Here is a 20,008-nt window from a genome sequence, read left to right on the forward strand (position 1 = left end):
TCAAGAAAGGAAAATTATTCTGCCAAATTTTTACAAACCTGCCTTTTCGACGACCGCTTTCGTTTTTTTAAACGCAGTTTTAACGACATGGAGCGGATCGTCCTTATAATATTCGGCATTAAAAACTTCAACAGAGAGCACGAGCGGCCTGCGGGGATCTTTTAAAATTTTTAGTTCCTGTGCCAGTGGTGCCACTCCATCGCCAGGATAAATGCGGTCTGCATCGGTTATGGTATCCGTTGGCTTGCCGGAAGGGTAGTCGTTAATATGGAAAATATCCACCGCTGTGGGATTGATGAGTTTTAATGTAGCGGGATCGGTTCCTCCTTTATATATATGATAGGAATCGAGAAGCACTTTCGCTGAAGGGTGATCGCTTTGAATCGCGACAAACATCACATCACTGAGTTTGCCGAGATTTTTTGAAAATCCCCACAATTCGAGATGAGGTATAACTCCCGTTTTATCGCCGATTTCAAGTATCGACCTATATCGTTCAGCAACGACATTCAGATCGAGCAGAGGTAATCCGGTTGCACCTGCTGGAGGCGCTGCAATTCTTTTACATCCGATACCAGAAAGGATTTCCATTTCTTTTTTCAGTTGTTCATGTGCTTCCCCGCGCTTCCTGTTATCATCAACAATCCACGATGCGAAACCGATCGCATCTTCGATTGTCAGGCCAAGGTCTTTAATTTTTTTTGCAGCATTCGCTACTGTTCCACCGGAAGACAGGTATTGCTGATAGGTTTCCAGCCAGATTTCCACGCCCGTGAATCCGCCGGCAGCAGCAAGTTCCAGTTCCTTAAAAAATCCCAGTTTATGTCCTCGGATCGTTGCGGTGTTCAGACAATAAATAAATGAAGAAGATTTCGACGGCATTGGCCTGGAAAAACTTATTTGTGGAAGAAGGGCAGAGGCACTGGCAATTCCTGATAATTTCAAAAAACGGCGGCGTTGGTGCATCGTGGATTATTTCGGTTGAAGATATTGAATTTTTGCAAAGACAGCAGACGGTAGATGGGAGAGAACAGAGGCAATAGTAGTCAGGCAGCGGGCAATAGGGAACAGCCGACTGTTGAGAATACAGGATACAGGATACAGGAAGAAATCCAGTAAACTGAAAGTGGAAAACTGGCTGTTTAACGAACAACGAACAACTGGCTGTTCTGACAACCGGCTTCCTACTCAGCGCTGTTTCCAGACTGCGTCTGCAATTCATGCAATTCCTGTTCGTTTCTTTTTAATTTTTGCTGAAGAAGATATTTCCAGGTAAATACAGATACTATATTTAGTACACTAACGGGTATGCTCAGTACCAATGTCCACCTGACCCAGTGGTACTTCCAGAATAGAAAATATATAACTGCGATACTTAAACTGCGTAAAAACCAAAAGAGAATTTTTTTCCTGAAATATACCGGCGATAAGATACTGTTCGACCTGATAAAATTCAGTCGATCCTGATACTGCCTGATAGCACTGATTGCATACTCCTCTTTTCTTTCCATAAAAGTAGTACCCCGGCTAAGTGCCGCTAAAGGTTTAAGGTTGTGAACGGTAATGATACCTGCCCGTCTGCAAACAATATAGTATTTCTTTCAGGAAAATAAAAGTCAGGCTGCCGGATTTCTCTGCTTTAAAACCCGGTTTACACATAACAGGAAACCGGATTTGTATTGTTGCAAAATCGATCGTGAGTATCAATCTGTTAGAGCTATGTTAAGGATGCAATCAAATGAATAAAATCAATCCGGTATTGTCACGGAAAACCTTTCATGTTTGTCATGAAATCGATATAGCAAAAAATTGAATTTTTAATAACAGAAAAATGAAAATGAAAAACCGGAATGCATTATCAGTACTTGTTATAATTATGGCAGTTTTGAACTCCTGCACAAAAGTAGAAGGCACAGGACCAGTGGTAAGACAAACGATCAACACTGCAGATTTTGAAATGCTGGTGCAGGAAGTTCCGGCGACTTTGTTTTACACTCCTTCGTCAACATTCAAGGTGGAAGTGGAAGCACAACAGAATATTATCAACCTGATAAAAACAGAAGTTGTAAACAATACCATTTTCTTCTCCGTAAAAAATAATGCGAATATCCGTACACGTGAGAATATAAAGATTCATGTACAGGCGCCTGATCTTTCTCATCTGCAATTAGCTGGAAATGGTAATATCGTCGTGATGACTCCTTACCGGCCTGATGTTTTGTATGTAGGAATCAGCGGCAACGGAAATATCGCCATTCCGTTTCTTGAGGCAAACAGACTATTGGCCGATATCAATGGATCAGGAAATATTTCTATTGAAAACGGTGTTGCTTTGAAAGCCGATATCGACATTACGGGTAGCGGACTTGCAGATTGGGAAAATCTGAGTACCGATTCACTTACCTCACGCATCAGCGGCTCCGCAACCATTCGTGTATTTGCAAATGACTATATCAAAACCGTAATTACAGGAAGTGGAACATTATATTATAAAGGTAACCCTGTAATAGAATCGCAGGTGAGTGGTACCGGTAAGATTATTAAACTCTGATATATTTTTTCCACCAACAATAAATGGAATCGTGCATAACTGCGCGATTCCATTGTTTTTTCATATCTGCTTCATACATTAATATCAATTCGTTCATAATAACACAAAATTGCGTTCACAATTCAATTTGAGTTTCGCCGGGCAAACAAATCTGGTAACCAAATTAACTGGCGCTTATGAGTCATCCTATCTTCGCGGGCTACAGGAAATTCTGCCTAGTGGCGATTCTTGTATTCCTGTCCACCGCAGCATTTGCACAAAAAACAATCCGTGGGAAAGTATTTTCGTCTGAAAATAAATTACCACTGCAAGGCGCTACTGTTACCGTAAAAGGTACAGATCGCAAGACCTTCACCAATAACAATGGTGAATTCGCCATTGAAGCCGGTGACAACGACCTCCTTGTAATTACAAATGTTGGCTTCGGCAGTCAGGAAATCCGGACCGACGATGCAGCAAACATTATTCTTAATTCAACTGCCACCGAACTCGGAGAAGTTGTAGTAACAGCATTGGGTATCCGAAAAGAGAAAAAGAAACTGGGTTATGCCATCCAGGATATCAAAGGTGAAAACCTCACAGTGGCCCGGGAAAGCAACGTGGTTAATCAACTTGCCGGTAAGGTAGCGGGAGTAACCGTAGTGAGCAGCCCGTCAGGTGTTGGAGGTTCTGCCCGTGTTTCTATCCGCGGTGAACGTTCGGTCGACCTGAATAAGAATCAACCACTATACGTTGTTGATGGCGTACCTATCAGTAATGCTATTGCAGGAGGATCGGGCAGAGGAAATCTTGAGGTGGATTTTGGAAATGGTGCAAGCTTTATCAATCCTGATGATATCGAAAGTCTGAGTGTATTGAAAGGCCCTGCTGCATCAGCATTGTATGGTTCACGTGCAGCAAACGGCGTGATCCTGATCAAAACAAAATCAGGCAAAAAAGGAAAAGGCATTGGTGTTGAAGTGAACAGTAATGCGACATTCGAAACACCGTTAAAACTTCCTAAGTACCAAACTGTTTACGGACAGGGAAATGGTAGTGGTGGAGATTTTGCATTTGTAAACGGTGGTGGTGGTGGTCTTGCCGACGGTACTGATGAAGGATGGGGTCCAGCTTTTAAAGGTCAGCTGTTTCCGCAGTACAACTCACCCAGGACGTTAAACGGTGAAGTCATTCCTTTCACTGGTGGCGATTTGAATGCGCCAGCAGGAAGCGTGATCACATCAACTCCATGGGTTGCTGATAAGGACAATCTGAAAAACTTTTTCGAAACCGGAACAACTTATACAAACAATGTGGCGCTTGTTGGTGGAAATAAAGACGGCGATTTCCGTTTGAACTATACCAATCTTAATCAGAAAGGTATGGTACCTAATACCGACCTGGAAAGAAACACAGTTTCTCTTTCCGGTGGATACAATTTCACCAACAAACTTTCAGCACGTGCATATGTAAGCTATATCAATGGTGTGAGTGATAACCGCCCTTCCATCAGTTATGGTACTGAAAATATCATGTACCTGTTCAACTGTTGGTTACCTGCATCTGTAAAGGTAAGCGACATGCAGAGGCTATGGCAGAATGGTCTGGATAATATCAAACAATACGGTTGGAACTACAATTACCATGATAATCCATACCTCACTGTATATGAAAATACAAATGGACAGTACTATAACCGCATTATTGGAAATATTGTATTGAAATATGATTTCACCAGCTGGCTGAGTCTGCAATTACGTACGGCCACTGACTGGAGTGCAGAAAGACGCGAATATCGTCGCGCATTCAGTACACAACGCTTCCCTTACGGAGAGTACAGAGAGGTGAATATCACGAACCAGGAAAGAAATTCTGATTTCCTTCTGTCTGCAAATAGAAATATCAACAGTGACTTTGCTTTCAGCGCAACACTCGGTGGTAACCAGATGCGCCAGACATCACGCTTCAACGAAGAAGTGGCCGGACAGTTGAATATCCCGGACATCTACAATATGAATAACTCCAGGATCGCACCGGTTGTAGAACAAAGTAATGTTGGCAAAAGAATTAATAGCCTTTATGGTACTGCTGGCGTATCCTGGAAAAACAAAATTTTTCTTGATGTAACAGGCAGGAATGACTGGAGCAGTGCGCTTACATTACCTGAAAATCTGAAGGCATTTGGATCTACTGACAATTCCTATTTTTATTCTTCAGTAGCCCTTAGTGTGATCATGAGCGATATGATCCATTTGCCTGAAGTGATCAGCTTCTGGAAACTCAGGGGCAGCTTTGCGCAGGTGGGCAACGATACAGATCCATTTGCCTTTACACAGACCTACAATAGAAGTGACCCCTTTGGTGCATACCAGATCTACAGTGAAACAAGCAGCCTGGCCAATCTTAAACTCAAGCCCGAAATCAGTTCAGCTTACGAATTTGGAACTGATATCCGTTTCTTCAGTAACAGAGTCGGTCTTGATCTCACTTATTACCAGAGTCGTACCAAAAACCAGATCCTGAATATACCTCTGTCGAATACCAGCGGTTATTCTTCAAGAAAAATCAATGCAGGTCTTATCAAAAACTGGGGTATTGAAACGATCCTAACGATATCGCCTGTACGCAAAGAGAATTTTACCTGGGATGCTTATGTGAATTTCTCTGCGAACAGAAGTGAAGTTGTTGAACTTAGTGATGGACTAACAAACTATGTTATGGCCAGCCGTTCAGTTTCTGTTGAAGCCCGTGTTGGCGAGCGCATGGGAGATTTGTATGGAATTGGTTTTGCCCGTGTTCAAAGTACAGATCCCAATAAACCTTATTATGATGCCAAAGGCACTTATACAGGTCAGATGGTATTCGCTGCAAACGGTCGGCCGATTGCAACAACCAACAGGATTAAGTTGGGCAATTACAACCCTGATTTTCTCGTCGGTATCGGAAATAGTTTTAATTACCGCGGTGTAAGATTAAGTTTCCTCTTTGACATACGTCAGGGTGGTGAACTTTATTCACATACGCAGACTGTTGGTCGTGAAGGTGGCATCATTGAAGAAACACTCGAAGGCCGTGCCGACGGATATGATCTCAGTAAACCCGGAAACGGTGTGATAGGCGCCGGTGTTGTTCAGAATGCAGATGGTAGCTTCAGTCCGAATACTACAAAAGTGGATGTTCGTCAGTGGCATACCGCATATACTGGTGGACGTAGTATTGCAGAGGGTGTTATGTACGACGCGTCATTTATCAAACTGCGTGAACTGCAGATCGGTTACAATCTTCCTGATAAATGGTTTGGCAAAACCCCGTTCCATGGTATGTCAGTAACACTGGTGGGACGCAACCTGCTATTGTGGGATAAAGTTCCGCATGTTGATCCGGAGAATATGTCATATTCTGGTGGTACTGCCTTACCGGGCATCGAATACATGGCACTGCCTTCCGCACGTAGCTATGGTGTAAATCTGAGTTTCAAATTATAAGCCATTAAAATCATCATAGTAATGAAAAAGATGAAAATAAAATTCCTGCTGATCCTGATCGTAATAGCGGCAGTTTCGTGCACAAAAGATTTTGAAGAGGTCAATACCAACAGAAATAATCCCACCATTGTAACGCCGGATCTTTTGCTGAGTGGTATAATCAAATCATTGATGGATCGCCAGGTTAACGAAGCTTGGGGAATTGGTAATATAGTAGTTCAGCATCATGCCAAGATCCAGTTCGTGAATGAAGACCGTTATCTGTGGAATGAAAAAAATGATATCTGGAATACGGTTTTTGATACCTACCGTAACGTGCAGAATATTATGAACGATGTAAAAGAAGAGGAAACCAATCCTTATTTCGGTGTGAGCCTGATTCTGAAATCATGGATGTTCTCTTTGGCAACGGACGCCTATGGTGATATTCCGTATTCAGAAGCCGGCAAGGCAAAATCCGAACAGGTATACCAGCCTGTTTACGATAAACAGGAAGATATCTATAATGGATTGCTCGCTGACCTTGCAAAAGCAAACGAACTGCTGAGTACGCCAAATAATATCAGTCTGAATGGAGACCTGATCTATGGCGGTGGCGCCTCATCTCTGATCAAGTGGAGAAAACTCGCAAACACTTTAAGAGTGAGATTGCTCATGCGGGTTTCGAAAAAGAAAAATGTAGGAGCAGATTTACAAGCCATCATCAGTGACCCTGTAAAATATCCATTGTTTGAAAGCAATGCTGACAATGCAGAATTGAAGTATCTCGCGGCGGCTCCTAATCAATGGCCTTTATACGGCTCCCGTGTCGGTTCTTTTGATGAATTTCGCATCAGCAAAACTTTAGTTGACAGGTTGAATGCGCTCGGTGATCCAAGGGTGAATATTTTTGGTAGACCAACACAGAAATCAGTTGCAGCCGGCTCACCCAAAATCGAAGGCATTCCTAACGGTTTGAGCGATGTTGATGCGCTTGCCTATAATGGCGGAGTGCAGGGTGTTTCACGCGTGGGTTACACATTTGCATGCCTTGTTTGTAACGATGTGAATCAAGCTGCTCCTGATCCCGCAGCTGCAAGAGCGCTACTGATGAACTATTCTGAATTGCAGTTTCTTCTTGCCGAGGCAAGACAGAAAAATCTCATTTCCACAGGTACAGCGGAAGAATATTATAACAAAGGTATTTCGTCCAATTTCAACTACTGGAAGATCGTAGTGCCATCGGGCTACAACCTGAATATAGAGATGCCTGCTGATTATCTTTCCCGCCCTAATATTGCGCTTACTGGTTCCGATGATGAAAAGCTTGCAAAAATCGCCATGCAGAAATGGGTCGCGCTTTATTTCAACGGTCTCGAAGCGTGGTTTGACTGGAGAAGAACAGGCATGCCTGCAATTGTTCCCGGCCCGGCGAATCTGAATAACAATAAAGTTCCGATCAGGTATATCTATCCTTTGTCTGAACAGTCGTTGAACACTGATAACCGCGCTGCTGCCGTTGCAAGACAGGGTGGTACCGATGATATCAACACCAAGATCTGGCTGCTTCAATAATCGTTAGTTGTTTTGGTTATCTAAGGAAGCGGAATTGGTCGTCCGCTTCCTATTATTTTACTTAGTGCCATGGTAAGAACAATCTTCGCGTCGATCTTCTATTTTATTTCTGTACTCTCTACTGTCGCACAGGATTTCGTTATGGGTAAGCATTTACCAGCATGGCAGCCCGGTTTCCTGGATATTCATCATATCAATACTGGCAGAGGAAGTGCAGCCTTCATCATATTTCCGGATGGCACAAACATGTTGCTGGACGCAGGTGAAATTCCACCGACAGATTCGAGAGTGATGACACCAAGGAATTCATCCATCAAGCCGAATAATGAAAAGAAGCCTTACGAATGGATATCCTGGTATATTCAAAGGCATTCACCTCAATCGGAGAAGACACAGATTGATTACGCTCTGACCACACATTTTCATGATGACCATTTTGGAAGCTGGTATCCTGATGCTCCACTATCAAAGTCGGGAAAATTTGTATTGTCCGGCATTACAGGTGTTGGAGAAGTTATTCCGATAAGAACGCTTGCAGATCGTGCATCACCATCTTTTTCATTTCCCTTTGATTTCAGGAAAACTGAAAAAGCGAAATATATTGAACCCACATTTGATAAGACTTTTGAAAACTATCTCGCATTTATACAGGAAAAATCAAAATCAGGGTTAAAGTTGGATTCATTTCGCGCAGGCAGTAAAACTCAATTTGTTCAAAAAAATGGTAAGCTTGCCAGCAACGACTTTTATATTCAGAATATCAAATCAAATGGTTTTATCTGGACTGGTAAAGACAGTTCAGTGGTAAATCATTTTCCGGATGCAGATGCTTCGAAATCCACCACATGGCCCGATGAGAATAGTATGAGTCTTGCATTTTGTATCAACTATGGGCCATTTAAATATTATACGGGCGGAGATAATGCAGGCAACTTAATTACCGGTGATAATCCATTAAAAGATGTAGAGACTGCAATTGCTAAGGTTGTTGGGGAAGTTGATATTGCAACGATGGATCATCATGGCAACCGGGACGCAATCAACGAATATTTTGTAAAAACACTGAAGCCCAAGATATGGATCGGGCAGAGCTGGTCGTCGGATCATCCGGGTCATGAAGTTTTGATCAGGATGACAAATAAAAATATTTATCCTGGTGAACGCGATCTTTTTGCAACAAATATGCTCGAGGCAAACAGAATAGTAATCGGACCGTTAATTGACAGGTCTTATAAAAGTCAACAAGGCCATATTGTGGTTCGGGTCTTGCCAGGCGGCAAATCTTATTACATAATTATTCTGGAAGACAATACTCCGGAAATGCCCGTTAAATCAGTATTCGGGCCTTATCAATCAAAATCAATCCGTCATTAAACGCCAACAAAATCGATCTCATGAAAAAATTTTTTACAATTATTCTTGCGACAATTTTATTTGATAACGCATATACGCAAACGAATACATCTGAAAACATAATCGTTATCACGATGGATGGCTTTCGCTGGCAGGAGTTGTTTGGTGGTGCAGACAGTGTTCTTTGTTTTGATACGACAGCCGAGTATAGTTATAAGTATGTTCAGAAGCAATTCTGGGCACCAACGGCAGTTGAACGCAGAAAAAAGCTGATGCCCTTTTTCTGGTCGCAGATTGCCTCGAAGGGGATGCTGTTGGGAAACAGGCAGTATGGGAATTTTGTAAACAACGCAAATCCTTACTGGTTCTCTTATCCAGGCTACAATGAAATATTTACAGGCTATCCCGATAAAGGAGTAAACTCAAATGATAAAATTCCCAATCCCAACGAAAACGTATTTGAATACCTGAACAAAATGCCTGAGTTCAAAAATAAAACTGTTGTATTCGGATCATGGGATGTGTACTCTTCAATTTTCAACGAAGCCAGGAGTGGACTGCTGGTGAATGATGGTTTCAGAGATCTCGGTGGAAAATTGACAGAAAGGCAACAATTGTTTAACCGACTCCAGCATGAGATGCCCGATCTTTTCCATGGCGGAGAGCGTTTGGATCTTGCTACTTTCAATATCGCATTTGAGTATATGAAAGTGAATAAGCCAAAGTTGATGTATATAGGGTTGGGCGATACCGATGAGTGGGCGCACGCAGGCAGATATGATTATTACCTCGATGCCATTCAGAAATCAGATGCATGGATCAGGCAGATCTGGGAATATATTCAGTCGACAAAGGAGTACGCAAACAAAACGACTTTGATCATTACAACAGATCATGGTCGGGGTTCTGCGGACAGCAGCAACTGGAAGCATCATGGAGAAAAGATTTACAATGCCAGTGAAATCTGGATCGCGGCAATCGGACCATCAGTGCCTCCAAGTGGAGAAAATAAAACGTCGGCGCACTATCAACAAGGGCAAATAGCGGCCACAATCGCAGAATGGCTTGGAAAATCTTTTAAACCAAAACATACTCCTCTGCCCGCATTAAGCATCGGAAAAAAATAAATAAAGATGACAGTAAACCCGGAACAGAAAGCCGCAGAAACGGCTGATTTTATCCTATCGCTTTATGATCGTTTTGGAGATGGAGATTATATTGGTGAACCCGTTTCTCAACTTGAGCATATGGTTCAGGCTGCACAACTGGCAGAAGAGAGCGGTAGCAGTGAAGAGATTATTCTCGCTGCATTCTTTCATGACCTGGGCCATTTTTGTGAGTTCCTTCAACCGGTTGAACAGATGGATGGATTTGGAGTTGTTGATCATGAAAAACTAGGGGCTGATTTTCTTCTTGACCATGGATTTTCAGAATCCATATCAAGCCTGGTAAGGAATCACGTCCAGGCTAAGCGATACCTGACATTTCGCTATCCGGAATATTATGAAAAGCTATCCGATGCCAGTAAAGAAACGTTGAGATTTCAGGGTGGAAAGATGTCTGCAGAAGAGGCGTCTGCATTCGAGGCAGATCCTTTGTTTCAGCAACATCTGAATCTTCGTCGTTGGGATGAGCAGGCTAAAATTTCAGATAAACCTTTGCCTTCTTTAAACAGTTACAGGAAAATGATGATCGATCATTTGTTAGATCAGAATAAAAAATAAAGAGAAAAATATGGGATTCAAACTTGCGGTTTTTGATATGGCGGGTACTACAGTAGCAGACCAGGATGCAGTTGCCCGTGCTTTCCGTTCTGCATTTGAAAATTTTGGAGTGGAGATATCTGTTCCGGAAATAAAGCCTTTGATGGGCTACAAGAAAACACTCGCTATTGAAACCGTATTGCGGAATCATGGTCGCGAAACTGATGAATATATAATCGAAGCAGTACATAATGATTTTGTCGGGGAAATGATATCCTACTACGCATATGATCATGCTGTCCAGCCAATGGATGGTGCCGAAGATGTATTTATGATTTGCAGAAAGATGGGAATCAGGATCGCTCTGAATACGGGTTTCCCAAAAGTGATTGCTGATACCATTATAAACAGGTTTGGCTGGAGAGAAAACGGAATCATTGATGACTATATCGCAAGTGATGAAGTAGAAAAGGGCAGACCTTTCCCGTATATGATCCATGAGCTCATGAAACGCGCCGCATTAACAGATGCAAAACAGGTATTGAAAGCAGGTGATACCGAAGTAGATGTAAATGAGGGACGCGCAGCGGGATGCGGGCTGGTGGTTGCGGTAACAACCGGTGCATTTACAAGACACCAGCTCGAACCCTATCATCCTGATTTTATTATTGACAGTCTGCTGGCACTTCCGGCCATCATCAATCATTGAAAAATGCACGAAACATTTTCATGAAGAATTATTCCGGTTTTGCAGGACTCGTTTATACTTCCCTGGTTGCATTTCTCGTTTATTCTTCGGTGTATGCATTTCGCAAACCATTTACTGTAGGGGATTTTGAAGGTTTGAAATTCTGGAATGTTCCGTACCAGACGCTACTGATCATTGCACAGGTGCTGGGTTATATGCTCAGTAAGTTTTACGGCATCCGATTCATATCCGGTTTAAAAAGAATTGGTCGATGGAAAACCAGCGCAGTGTTAATTGGCATCAGTTGGATTTGCCTGTTCTTCTTTGCATTAGTACCGCCACCGATGGGCATTCTTTTATTGTTTGTAAATGGATTTATGCTCGGGTTCATGTGGGGTATCATCTTCAGTTATATCGAAGGACGACGGGGTACAGACTTTGTCGGTACAGTGATGGCCATCAGCTTCATATTTGCCGGGGGTTTTACACGCACAGTGGCGAGGTGGGTGAGCTTACGGTGGGGTGTAAGCGATTTCTGGATGCCCTTTGCAACCGGATTGATATTCGTTTTGCCACTGGCATTATTTGTTTTTCTTCTGGAGAAACTTCCTCAACCTGACGAAGAAGATCGCCTGGAAAAATCAGTGCGAGAACCGATGAATAAAGCCGACAGGAGGAATTTTCTTCGCTATTTCGGTACCGGTCTGGTGGCTGTTGCAATCACTTATTTTATTCTGACAGTCATGCGGGATATACGCGACAATTATATGTCGAATATCTGGGATGAACTAGGATACAGAAATGATTATTCAATTTTTGCAAAATCAGAAACGATCAGTGCTGTTATTATTTTGTTGTTGCTGAGTATGATTGTTTTTATCCGTAGAAATTTTAAAGCTTTAGTGATCTCTCACGCTATCATAGCTGCAGGGCTTTTAATAGCGGGGCTGGCATCGGTACTGTTTATAAACGAGCTTATCAGCGGTGCTATATGGATGCAGGTCACCGGAATTGGACTTTACCTGGGATACATTCTTTTCAACTGTATCTTTTTTGAAAGGATGATTGCCAGTTTCCGGATCAAAGGCAATATCGGTTTTGTAATTTATCTTGTCGATGCTTTTGGTTATCTCGGAAGTGTTTCTATCATGATCGCAAAATCATTTTTTCCCGCAGAGATTAACTGGACTGTATTTTATTCCAATGTAGTTGTTGTTGGAACAGGGATCGCACTGGCGGCTACTGTTGTATCTTATTTTTATTTCAGAAAAAAATTTCAACAAAAAAATATAGTCACTTCCGGTGAGATGGGAGCGCTTGGGGTAAACATAGCATCATGAGTAAAAAATCTGCCATAGTTATTGGTGCCGGGATCATCGGACTTGCAACAGCGAGAGCTCTGGCCGTTCGGAATTATCGGGTGACCGTAATTGAAAGAGATGCGTTCGCCAACGGTGCCAGCGTACGGAATTTCGGAATGATCTGGCCCATTGGGCAACGGGAAGGTGCAGAGTTCGAACGAGCGAAACGATCAAGGTCGATATGGCAACAGGTTTGTACTGAGGCACGCATCTGGTATGATCCGGTGGGCTCTCTTCACCTGGCCTATGACGAACTTGAATGGAGAGTCATTTGCGAACTGGGTGATGTGTTCCATCATCGTGGATATAAGGTCTTGAATAAAGAAGCCACCATCTGCAGATCGGAAGCTGTGCTGGAAAAAGGATTGAAGGGAAGTCTTTATAGCGCTGATGAAATGATAGTTGATCCGAGGAAGACGAGCACAGCAATTGCAGAATTTCTGAAGTCAAAGTACAAAGTAGAATTTCATTTCAGCACAATTGTTACTGCGATCGATTATCCGAAAGTCATCTGCAATGAAAAAGAATGGGAAGCTGATAAAATTTTTATTTGCACCGGTGCTGATTATGATGGTTTTTATGGAAATCAGTTTCGCATGCAGGCCGTTACGAGGTGTAAGCTCCAGATGATGCGTATGATCGCGCAACCTGGTGATTGGCGTATTGGTCCTGCACTTTGCGGAGCACTGTCACTTGCACACTACAAAAGTTTTGAGGCGGCACCTTCACTAGCAGACCTGAAAAAGAGATTTGAAGACGATTACCCTGAATACTTACGCTGGGGGATACACGTAATGGTTTCGCAGATGCAGGCCGGTGAACTCATAATCGGAGATTCACATGAGTATGGACAAACTCCGGATCCGTTCGGCAGACATTTTATCAACGAAATGATCCTTGATTACCTGAAAACATTTACAGTGTTTCCGAATCCGGTCGTAACTGAATCATGGCATGGTGTATATACGAAACTCACTGACGGAAGAACACACTGTGTATTGGAGCCGGAAAGTGGTGTTACAATTATTAATGGCCTTGGCGGTGCAGGAATGACATTGAGCTTTGGACTTTGCGAGGAATTGATCGCTTCGGGATAATTCTGCTATGAAATAATATCTCTTTAAGCCCCGGTTTTAATCGCGGTATGCTTCAATCAAAAAAAATAAGGGGATTTCTGTTTTTGATGAATATAAACTTTCCTATATTTGTCCTTCCATTCAAAAACAGGTTATGAACATCGCTATCATTGTGGTAATGTCTTGTTGAGTACCATTTCCCCGGAAATAACTCCTTTACCTTTCCCTGCTATCCGGGTGTATTTTTTTACATAACCTGATTCACTTTTTAAATTTAGTTCTATATGCAGACCATTACCAGGGAGCATAATAAAGTTGGTGGCTTCATACAAGTCATAAAAGAATCTCTCCGCGGAGATGAACATGATTACACTACCGGAAGTATAAAGCGTGCGGTGATCCTGCTGGCTATTCCCATGATGCTGGAAATGATCATGGAAAGCGTATTCGCAGTAGTTGATATTTACTTTGTCAGTCATCTTGGAAAGCATGCAACGTCAACGGTAGGGCTCACAGAATCGGTGATCACGATTGTATATGGCATTGCCATGGGCGTAAGCATGGCAGCAACAGCAATGGTGGCACGGCGGGTAGGAGAGAAGAATTATTCTGAAGCAGCGCATTCTGCTGTCCAGGCGATTATCGTTTCATTATTAATCACTGTTGTCATTAGTATTGCGGGAATCATTTTTGCCGCTGATATATTACGATTGATGGGAGCCGAAGCTGAAACTATTGCTACCGGTACCGTCTATACGAGAATTGTATTTGCAAGCAGTGCCGTCATCATGTTGCTGTTCCTGATCAATGGAATTTTCCGTGGTGCGGGAAATGCGATGATGGCGATGAAAAGTTTGTGGCTCGCAAATATCTGTAACATCATTCTTTGCCCGATTTTGATCAATGGACTTGGTCCGGTTCCGGCACTGGGTTTAAAAGGTGCTGCATTTGCTACAATGATAGGCCGTGGTATCGGCGTACTTTATCAGCTCTATCATCTGTTTGATGGAAAAACACTCATCAGGTTTGCGAGATGGATGTTTGTTCCTGCCTGGGATCTTATAAAATCGCTGATCAATGTGGCATGGCCGGCAACGCTGCAATTCCTCATTGGTTCCGGAAGCTGGATTGTATTGGCAGCATTGGTTGTACAAACGGGTCAGAGTGAAGCATCAGCAGGTTACCAGATTGCAATCAGGATCATTATGTTTTTCATCCTTCCAGCCTGGGGTATGAGTAATGCAGCAGCAACACTTGTAGGCCAGAATCTAGGTGCAGGAAATCCCGATCGTGCGGAGAAATCGGTAAACCAGACGGCGAAGTATAACGCCGTTTTTATGGCCGCGATGTCACTGATCTTTCTAGTCCTTGCGGAATATATCGTTGCATTCTTTACGAAAGAGGCCGCTGTCGCAAAGTATGCGGTACAGGCAATGCGGATTATAAGCGCAGGATATGTTTTTTATGGGATTGGGATGGTATTTGTAAACGCCTTTAATGGTTCGGGCGACACGCGCACTCCTACCGTTATTAATATATTCGGCTTCTGGTGTTTACAAATTCCACTGGCCTATCTTCTTGCAAAAACATTGGGCTTCGGTCCGGCAGGAGTATTTATTGCAATCCCTGTAGCAGAAACCGCCATTACTTTGGCCGCCTGGTATGTTTTCAGGAAGGGAAAATGGAAGAAAGTAAAGATATAAGTCCGAACAGCCATTCAAAAGTAAGCAGGCAAAAGGCAATAGTAACACCCGGAACCCAGAAGTAAGGGAATGGTTGTATTATGTATGCAAAAGACAAAAGAACTTTTTAGCGCTAAAATATAATTAGAGAGTTCAATTCCCCCGCGCTTCAACATGGTATTTGAAACATTTATTTTACGGCTTTAGCCTGTATGCATTCTATTATATCAATTGACAAATGACAACTTCCGAAAACTGGAAACTGAAAACCGGCTGTTGAGGCTATAAACTAAGAACTAAGAACTAAGAACTAAGAACTTACTTATTGCCATCATCGATTATTTATTACCTCCGGATTCTCAATGTTTCAGAAAAAAATACGATAATTGCAAATAGCTGTTCAAGCAGCTTTCTTTTAATCCTCACCCTTCTTAAACCAATACAAAGTTGCTGTACCAGGTTGCCCGGTTTTTAATTCGCGCCTGATGAAATTGTTTAATTAACGAAGCAACTGGCATGATTTTATGTGGATTCTTTTTACACCCACATCATCTATCCACCTATCCTTCCCAAGACCAGTAACTTCGTAACCCTCTGTTTGCAATTTCAGTAGTTTTTTAAGTTCAGTCCTGCTTACCTTCTGCAAAAGCTAACCTGCGATCATTACCTGGTCCGGATTAATTCCGGTAGGAACCCTATTTTTTAATCCCAACTCTGGGTTATTATGGTAAGCTCAACCTGGCCGCATTGTAAAGTGCAAGGCCGATTCGTATTCGAAAGAACTGCACTGACAGCATTTTTCCTTTTTATGTCAGTCGTTTCCATGGCTCAATCCGGCCCCAGGCAGGAACAAGTTGCTATTGCAAAAAGCTGGAGCCAGGTAGTAAATAATTCAGATGTTTTACCGGAGTCAAGACATGAATCTGGCTTTGTGGAATTTGGCGGAAAATTTTACCTGATCGGCGGGCGTGGCAAAAGAGCGTTGAATATCTTCAATCCCGAAACAAAAACATGGACTACCGGCGCACCTGTTCCCGGAAATAAGGAGCTTCATCATTTCCAGGCGGTAGTCTTCCAGAACAAAATTTATATCATCGGTGCATTCACTCATTGGTTTCCTGAAGAGAAACCCGTTGGTGATATTTATATCTACGATCCGCTAATCAATCGTTGGTCAGTGAAAGTTAATGCAATCCCTGTTGATCGCAGGCGCGGTGCGGCTGGTGCAGTGGTACATAACAATCTTATTTATCTCGTCGGTGGAATAAGGAACGGACATACCGATGGATGGGTAAACTGGACTGATAGTTACAACCCGATTACGGGTGAATGGCTGCGACTCGCTGATGCCCCGCACGAAAGAGATCATTTCCAGGCTGCTGTACTGAACAATAAACTGTATGCTGCCGCCGGTAGAAAGACAGGATTCACATCACTATTGGGCGATACTGAATCTTCAGTTGATGAATACAATTTTGAAACAAACACCTGGCGTACTTTACCACCAGCATCGGATATACCGACACCAAGAGCAGGAAATGCCGGGGTTGTGATCGATAACAAATTGTTGGTTGCCGGAGGCGAAAGCAATGCCAATGGCGCACATCCTGACGTAGAATTATTTGATCCGGTGATAGGCTCATGGACTGAGCTGCCATCGATGCTGACCGGTCGGCACGGTACCCAGGCCCTATTATACAAAGGAACCGTTTACATCGCGAGTGGCTGGGGATACATCACAGAAACATATGCTGATGAGTTACAAACACAGGAATCATTAAGTATAGTTGATGAGACTGCGACTTCTGCACCTTCGCTTATCAGACCCTTGCCAAATATTTCTGTGATAAGCGATGTCGCAGAAAAAATACTGGATCTCACCGGTTATTTTAAAGATGACAACACAATAACCGGACTTGCTTACACGGTTACACGTATATCGAATACCGCAATTGTTACCTCTACTTTTATTTCCGGTGATACATTGAGAATTAAGTTGCAGCCATCAAAAACTGGTAACTCGTCTATAAAAATAAGGGCAACAGATGTTGATGGTTTTTCTGTAGAAGATGAATTCGTTATTACTGTGGTTCCACCTCTTCCCACGGCACCAAAAGTTGATGAAGCATTAAGCGATAGAAAAGTTCCTGTCAATTCTGGTGTTCTGGATATCGATCTCAGCGACGTTTTTATTGACGATATGCCTTTTGATAGTCTTGAACTTTCTATTCATAATATCTCAGACAGCTCTGTAATAACCAAAGCTGCTATTATTGGAAATGAGTTGAGAATAAACATGCCTGCTAATAAACTCGGCAATACAAATATTACGATCCGGGCAATGGATAAAGATTCGTTGTATGTGGATGATATCGTGAATGTAGAAATAATCTCAAAAACACAGACAGTACCTACGGTAAAAACCCCATTGACTGACATCAAACAAAAAGTCAACTATCCAGGAAAGGTCATCAACCTGAATAATATTTTTGATGATGATCAGCACGAATTGAACTATGATGTTGTAAAAAATACGGACAGCATACTGGTCACAACTATAATAGAGAATGACAGTCTTTCCCTGATTATTACTCCGGATCTCACGGGGCTTGCACAAATAACGGTTCGTGCTACTGATGCTGACGGACAATTTGCGGAAGAGAGTTTCAATGTGATGATTTATCTACCCGATTCGGTTCCTGTCGTTGCTGTACGAATCAATAGTGGTGGACCTGGCATCGTAAAAAATGGAATACAATGGTCGGCAGACAAATATTTTACCGGCGGTGAAAAATATGCTGAGCCTTTACCGATTGGCGGAACGCAATTTCCTGAATTGTATCAGTCAGAACGCTATGGAGATTTCATGTATGCCATACCGGTGCCAAATGGTAATTACAATGTAAAACTTCATTTCGCAGAAATTTACTGGAAAGAAAAAGGAGAGCGGGTTTTTAACGTCAATATCGGCGGGATGAAGGATACACTGAAGAACTTCGATATCATCGCATCAGCCGGCGGTTCACAAAAATCAGTGATTGCAGGCTTCGACAGCATCGAGGTCAAAAATGATACTTTAAAGATTGATTTTTCCGGGGTATACGATAATGCAAAGATTTCTGCCATCGAAATTTCCTCTCCTGAATTGATGAAGATCAATAACCCTCCTTATGTTTCATTGGCCATCCCAGACCAGGAAATGAACTTCGGAGAAGCAGAAAAGCTGATCAATATCTATAAAGTTTTTTATGATGATGATGGAATTGCACGGCTGAAACTGAGTGTTGATTACATCTCGGACAGTACGATGATTTCTTCCGCAATAATAACCGGAGTGACTTTAAACCTGGATGTTGTTAAGAGTAAATCAGGGAAGGTAAGGATCAGGTTGAAAGCAACCGATGATGGTGGCCTTTCGGCAACAGAAGAGTTTACCCTTACCATTAACGAGCCCACACCGGAACCTCCTGTGGTTCATATCCCATTGAAAGATATCACGGCAGCAGTAAATGCTACGGTCCCTGCGATATCACTGGATTCGGCATTTAAAGACAATCGCGGATTTGCCCAATTGAATCTACGTGTGAAAAGAAATTCAAACGCTGCGATAGTAACCAGCGCCGTTATTAAAAACGGAAAATTATCACTTGTGCTGGGTCGTAACCGAACAGGAAGATCTGTAATTACTATATCAGCTACCGATGTGGATGGCCTCTTTGCAGAAGATGAATTTGTGGTAACGGTTACACCGCCGGATACTGTCATCAACACGCATATCCGTATCAATACAGGAGGGGAAACAGAAATACTTGATGAAAATATATGGGAAGCTGATCAATATTTTTCAGGCGGCACTTCTTACAGCCATACAGAAAGTATCCGGAGAGGAGAAAACAATGTGGATGGTACAGAGCGTTTTGGTGATTTCAGCTATAGTATTCCTGTTCCGCGCGGCAGCTATACCTTGAAATTGTACTTTAAAGAGCTGTACTGGACTTCAGTTGGACAAAGGGTATTCAATATCGATGTTGAATCCAGACAGATCAGGGTTGCGAATTTTGACATTGTGAAGAAGGCAGGTGGTGCAGGGAAATTATTCGTGCAGGAGTTTAAAGATGTCAATGTAATCGACAGCGCACTCGATATCAGTTTTGCTTCAATAACTGATAATGCCCAGGTGGCCGCTATTGAGATCATTACCAACCCGATTATTTTGGCGAGAAAAATTCCTGTTGATACATCGGTGCTCCGAATACCTGCCGTGGGTAGTTTCATAATCTACCCCAACCCGGTGACTACAAGCACAATAACAATGATGTTGCCGGAAGGATACAAAGGAGGCAGACTGGAATTGACTATATACAACACAAACGGATCGCTGGTGTACAGAATTCCTCAGTTGACAACGGCAGCCAGGCAAGCAACTGTCACGTTACCGGTGGGCATTTCAAAAGGTACTTACCTGGTAAAACTCAGGGAAGGAACTGAAGTATTTATTTCAAGAATTATTGTGCAATAGAAGTCAGATTCTAAAAAAAGCCACTCGTCAATGAGCGGCTTTTTTTAGAATATTAAA

Annotated in this window: 13 protein-coding genes; 11 read left to right on the top strand and 2 right to left on the bottom strand. The window is 42.6% G+C overall.

Translation table 11 applies throughout. From position 1 onward, the window contains the following. Window positions 1–30 precede the first annotated feature (30 nt). Window positions 31–882 carry a sugar phosphate isomerase/epimerase family protein gene (locus P2W82_RS01070; RefSeq protein ID WP_336513976.1) on the bottom strand — a complete coding sequence of 284 codons (852 nt, stop codon included), beginning with the start codon at window positions 880–882 and terminating at the stop codon, window positions 31–33. A 302-nt stretch (window positions 883–1,184) separates the two neighbouring features. Continuing rightward, window positions 1,185–1,511 (bottom strand): hypothetical protein, encoded by a 327-nt coding sequence (locus tag P2W82_RS01075; RefSeq protein ID WP_336513977.1) that lies wholly within the window; start codon window positions 1,509–1,511, stop codon window positions 1,185–1,187. 320 nt (window positions 1,512–1,831) lie between these two features. On the opposite strand from P2W82_RS01075, the gene P2W82_RS01080 reads away from it, so the two are divergent. The 11 genes from P2W82_RS01080 (at window position 1,832) to P2W82_RS01130 (ending at window position 19,951) form a co-directional block, all read left to right on the top strand. Further along, a complete protein-coding gene (locus P2W82_RS01080) occupies window positions 1,832–2,551 on the top strand; it encodes a head GIN domain-containing protein (RefSeq protein WP_336513978.1) in 720 nt (239 codons plus the stop codon). A gap of 176 nt (window positions 2,552–2,727) precedes the next feature. Then, entirely contained in the window at window positions 2,728–6,015 is a 3,288-nt protein-coding gene (locus P2W82_RS01085) for a SusC/RagA family TonB-linked outer membrane protein (protein WP_336513979.1), read from the top strand. 21 nt (window positions 6,016–6,036) lie between these two features. After that, on the top strand, window positions 6,037–7,569 hold the full coding sequence (locus P2W82_RS01090; protein ID WP_336513980.1) for a SusD/RagB family nutrient-binding outer membrane lipoprotein: 1,533 nt from the start codon (window positions 6,037–6,039) through the stop codon (window positions 7,567–7,569). Window positions 7,570–7,638: 69 nt separating this feature from the next. Then, window positions 7,639–8,943: a ComEC/Rec2 family competence protein gene (locus tag P2W82_RS01095; RefSeq protein WP_336513981.1), complete on the top strand. Its 1,305-nt coding sequence runs from the start codon at window positions 7,639–7,641 to the stop codon at window positions 8,941–8,943. 20 nt (window positions 8,944–8,963) lie between these two features. Further along, complete coding sequence (locus tag P2W82_RS01100) at window positions 8,964–10,049, top strand: alkaline phosphatase family protein (RefSeq protein WP_336513982.1); 1,086 nt, start codon at window positions 8,964–8,966, stop codon at window positions 10,047–10,049. Between the two features lie 6 nt (window positions 10,050–10,055). Continuing rightward, window positions 10,056–10,646, top strand: a complete 591-nt coding sequence (locus P2W82_RS01105) for an HD domain-containing protein (protein WP_336513983.1) — start codon at window positions 10,056–10,058, stop codon at window positions 10,644–10,646. 10 nt (window positions 10,647–10,656) lie between these two features. Continuing rightward, window positions 10,657–11,334, top strand: a complete 678-nt coding sequence (locus tag P2W82_RS01110) for an HAD family hydrolase (RefSeq protein ID WP_336513984.1) — start codon at window positions 10,657–10,659, stop codon at window positions 11,332–11,334. Between the two features lie 20 nt (window positions 11,335–11,354). Further along, window positions 11,355–12,653 (top strand): DUF5690 family protein, encoded by a 1,299-nt coding sequence (locus P2W82_RS01115; RefSeq protein WP_336513985.1) that lies wholly within the window; start codon window positions 11,355–11,357, stop codon window positions 12,651–12,653. After that, window positions 12,650–13,771 carry a TIGR03364 family FAD-dependent oxidoreductase gene (locus P2W82_RS01120; protein ID WP_336513986.1) on the top strand — a complete coding sequence of 374 codons (1,122 nt, stop codon included), beginning with the start codon at window positions 12,650–12,652 and terminating at the stop codon, window positions 13,769–13,771. The genes P2W82_RS01115 and P2W82_RS01120 overlap by 4 nt, the downstream gene beginning before the upstream one ends. A 263-nt stretch (window positions 13,772–14,034) precedes the next feature. Next, on the top strand, window positions 14,035–15,453 hold the full coding sequence (locus P2W82_RS01125) for an MATE family efflux transporter (RefSeq protein WP_336513987.1): 1,419 nt from the start codon (window positions 14,035–14,037) through the stop codon (window positions 15,451–15,453). A 787-nt stretch (window positions 15,454–16,240) separates the two neighbouring features. Continuing rightward, window positions 16,241–19,951 carry a malectin domain-containing carbohydrate-binding protein gene (locus P2W82_RS01130; protein ID WP_336513988.1) on the top strand — a complete coding sequence of 1,237 codons (3,711 nt, stop codon included), beginning with the start codon at window positions 16,241–16,243 and terminating at the stop codon, window positions 19,949–19,951. The last annotated feature ends 57 nt before the right edge of the window (window positions 19,952–20,008 follow it).

Origin of the sequence: Pollutibacter soli, from assembly GCA_029269725.1 — a bacterium.
GTDB classification, from domain to species: Bacteria; Bacteroidota; Bacteroidia; order Chitinophagales; family Chitinophagaceae; genus Pollutibacter; species Pollutibacter soli.

Excerpts from the sequence above, each read along its gene's own strand:
- P2W82_RS01100 (WP_336513982.1), top strand. The coding sequence starts at position 8,964 with ATGAAAAAATTTTTTACAATTATTCTTGCGACAATTTTATTTGATAAC.
- P2W82_RS01095 (WP_336513981.1), top strand. The coding sequence starts at position 7,639 with ATGGTAAGAACAATCTTCGCGTCGATCTTCTATTTTATTTCTGTACTC.
- P2W82_RS01110 (WP_336513984.1), top strand. The coding sequence starts at position 10,657 with ATGGGATTCAAACTTGCGGTTTTTGATATGGCGGGTACTACAGTAGCA.
- P2W82_RS01070 (WP_336513976.1), bottom strand. The coding sequence starts at position 882 with ATGCCGTCGAAATCTTCTTCATTTATTTATTGTCTGAACACCGCAACG.
- P2W82_RS01080 (WP_336513978.1), top strand. The coding sequence starts at position 1,832 with ATGAAAATGAAAAACCGGAATGCATTATCAGTACTTGTTATAATTATG.
- P2W82_RS01085 (WP_336513979.1), top strand. The coding sequence starts at position 2,728 with ATGAGTCATCCTATCTTCGCGGGCTACAGGAAATTCTGCCTAGTGGCG.
- P2W82_RS01125 (WP_336513987.1), top strand. The coding sequence starts at position 14,035 with ATGCAGACCATTACCAGGGAGCATAATAAAGTTGGTGGCTTCATACAA.
- P2W82_RS01120 (WP_336513986.1), top strand. The coding sequence starts at position 12,650 with ATGAGTAAAAAATCTGCCATAGTTATTGGTGCCGGGATCATCGGACTT.
- P2W82_RS01115 (WP_336513985.1), top strand. The coding sequence starts at position 11,355 with ATGAAGAATTATTCCGGTTTTGCAGGACTCGTTTATACTTCCCTGGTT.
- P2W82_RS01090 (WP_336513980.1), top strand. The coding sequence starts at position 6,037 with ATGAAAAAGATGAAAATAAAATTCCTGCTGATCCTGATCGTAATAGCG.
- P2W82_RS01105 (WP_336513983.1), top strand. The coding sequence starts at position 10,056 with ATGACAGTAAACCCGGAACAGAAAGCCGCAGAAACGGCTGATTTTATC.
- P2W82_RS01130 (WP_336513988.1), top strand. The coding sequence starts at position 16,241 with ATGTCAGTCGTTTCCATGGCTCAATCCGGCCCCAGGCAGGAACAAGTT.
- P2W82_RS01075 (WP_336513977.1), bottom strand. The coding sequence starts at position 1,511 with ATGGAAAGAAAAGAGGAGTATGCAATCAGTGCTATCAGGCAGTATCAG.